Source organism: Streptomyces prasinopilosus, assembly GCF_001419695.1.
Taxonomy (GTDB): domain Bacteria; phylum Actinomycetota; class Actinomycetes; order Streptomycetales; family Streptomycetaceae; genus Streptomyces; species Streptomyces prasinopilosus.
The window spans coordinates 1-2,819 of record NZ_LIRG01000603.1; the positions used below are offsets into that span (position 1 = coordinate 1).

Sequence of the window (2,819 nt, forward strand, 5' to 3'; positions counted from 1 at the left end):
GGCGCCGACACCGGTGTCTTCGTCGGCACGATCGCGAGCGACTTCCCCGACCTCGTGGCACGGAGCATCGGCCACGGCGACCCGCACGTCGCCACGGGCACCGCGATCTCGATGGTCGCCAACCGGCTGTCGCACGTCTTCGACTGGTCGGGACCGAGCCTCGCCGTCGACACGGCCTGCTCGTCGTCCCTCGTCGCCCTGCACCAGGCCGCCCTGCACCTGCGGTCGGGCGACATCGACGCCGCCGTGGTGGGCGCGGCCAACCTCGTCCTCACCCCGGACAAGTCACGCGCCTTCGCCCGCAACGGCATGCTGTCCCCGCAAGGGGTGTGCCGGGCCTTCGACGAGGCCGCGGACGGCTACGTCAGGGGGGAGGGCTGCGGCGTCGTCGTCCTGAAACGGCTCGCGGACGCCCGGCGCGACGGGGACCCGGTCCTCGCCGTGATCCGCGGCACCGCGGTCAACCACACCGGCGGCAGCGCCGGGTTCCTCACCGCGCCCAGCAGGCCCGCCCAGGCGGCGGTCCTGCGCAAGGCGCTCGCCGCGGCCGGGATCGACGCCGGCGACGTCGGCTACGTCGAGGCCCACGGCACCGGCACCCAGCTCGGCGACCTGATCGAACTCGAGGCGCTGCAGGCGGTCCTCGGCACCCGCGCCGCGCACCCCGTCGCCGTGGGATCGGTGAAGACGAACATCGGCCACCTGGAGCCCGCCGCCGGGATCGCCGGACTCATCAAGACGATCCTCGCCCTCCAGGCCGGGAGCATCCCGCCGTCCCTCAACCTCACCACCCCGAACACGTCGTTCGACTTCGGGGCCTCGCCGCTGTTCGTCGCCGACCGGCTCCTGCCGTGGGAGGGACCGCGGATCGCGGGGGTCAGCAGCTTCGGCTTCGGCGGCGCCAACGCCCACGTGGTGCTCGAGGCCGCTCCCGGTACCCCGGCGAACGGCCCGGGCACCGCGGACCGCGACCGGCTGCCCCGGCTGCTGACCCTCTCCGCGGTGTCGGACACGGCGCTGCGCACCCTCGCGCACCGGCTCGCCCTCATGCTGCGCTCCCCGTACTGCCCGTCCCTCGCGTCGCTGAGCGCGGCGAGCCACCGGCGGCCCGCCGGGGCGCACCGCCTCGCCTGCGTCGTCGACAGCCTCGAACAGCTCGACGACAAACTGAGCCTGTTCCTGGCCGGCGTGCACGGGGCCCGCTCCCTCCACCTGGGCGTGGCCGACGGCCCGGCCGGGACGGAGAAGGCCGCGGTCCGGGAGGGGGCGGCACGGGAGGAACTGGAGTCGGTCGCACGGGAGTTCGTCACCGGCACCGACCTCTCCACCGGCCCCGGCCGGGCGGGCGTGCGCTTCCCGACCGCGCCGCACGCCGAGAAGTACCTCTGGCTGGAACCCACCGGACAGCCGCGGCCGGAACCACAGCCGCGGCCGCACGGGTGGCGGGAGGCTCCGCGGGGCGACGCCCGTGAGGAGGCCGCCGCGACCGGTCGCACGGCCGGTCGCACGACCGGCTCGTGGCCGCGGCTTCCCGAGGCGGCCGAGCACGTGGTCCTCGGCCGGCCGACCCTGCCGGGGGCGGCCTATCCCGGCAAGGTGGCCGATCTCACCGGCCGTGACCGCTTCACCCTGCGCGACCTGACGTTCCGCAGGGCCGTCGAGACCCCAGCGAGCCTGTCGGCCGCACGCGACGGGGCGCAGGTCGCGTTCCGGGACGGCGACGGGGCCCTGGTCTGCACCGCCGAACTGACCGAGCCGGAGCCACCGCGGCTCCCCGCCCCGCCGTCCGAGGACGGCCTCACGCCCGTCGGACTCGACGCGTTCTACCGTGCGTTCGAACGCGACGGCCTCGCCTACGGCCCCGCCTACCGGACCGTCGCGGCGCTGTCCGCCGCACCCGGCCGGGCGACGGGCGTGCTGCGGGCCGGGACCGCACCCGACGGCGTGGTCGACGCGCGGCTCCTCGACGGAGCCTTCCAGATCGCCCTGGCCGCGTGCGGCGCGCGGGGACTGTACGTGCCGTTCGCCGTGGAACGGCTCACCGTCCTGGGACCCCTCCCTGCCACCGCCCGCGTGGACGCCCGGCGCGACCGGGACACCGGCCCCGACTCCGGTCTGCTGACCGCGAGCCTGGTGATCCACGACGACGGCGTTCCGGTCCTGGAGGCCCGCGGCATCACCTGGAAGCGGCTGTCGGACACCCCGTCGCCCGGCACCCCGTCGCCGGTGACGGTCCGGGGCGTCGACGTCCCCGCCGGCGCCCCGTCAGGGTCCGGCCCCGTCCGGCACGCGGCCCCGGCCGCCGAGGGCAACGGGCACCGTCCCGCGCCGCCCCCGCCCGGCCCCGGGCGGGGCGCCGGGCTCGACGCGGCCCTGGCCCGGTGGGTGGCCGACGCCCTGGAGACGGGCGTCGACGAGCTCGAACCGGACCGCCCGCTGCAGGAGCAGGGGCTCGACTCGGTGCTGGCGGTCGCCCTGGCGCAGGACCTGCGCGCCAGGCTGGACGTCGACATCCCCGTGACCCTCGTCCTCGAAACGGGCTCGGTCGACCGGCTGGCCGCCGAACTCCGCGAGGAGTACGGCGTCACCGACGTGCCCGGCACCGCCGCGGTCGCGGCGGGGACGGGAGCGGTACCGGGCGTGTCGTCGGCGGCCGCGGCGGTGCCGGGCACGTCGGTGACGCCGTACTCCTCGCGGAGTTCGGCGGCCAGCCGGTCGACCGAGCCCGTTTCGAGGACGAGGGTCACGGGGATGTCGACGTCCAGCCTGGCGCGCAGGTCCTGCGCCAGGGCGACCGCCAGCACCGAGTCGAGCCCCTG

General features: G+C 76.5%; 2 pseudogenes. One reads left to right on the top strand and one right to left on the bottom strand.

Features of this window, described 5'->3' with window-relative positions:
• Positions 1-54: 54 nt before the first annotated feature.
• Positions 55-2,505 (top strand): annotated as a pseudogene (locus AOK18_RS23050) (beta-ketoacyl synthase N-terminal-like domain-containing protein); the annotation flags it as partial.
• 248 nt (positions 2,506-2,753) lie between these two features.
• Here the strand turns inward: AOK18_RS23050 and AOK18_RS35470 are convergent.
• Positions 2,754-2,804, bottom strand: a pseudogene (locus tag AOK18_RS35470) (hypothetical protein); the annotation flags it as partial.
• Positions 2,805-2,819 lie beyond the last annotated feature (15 nt).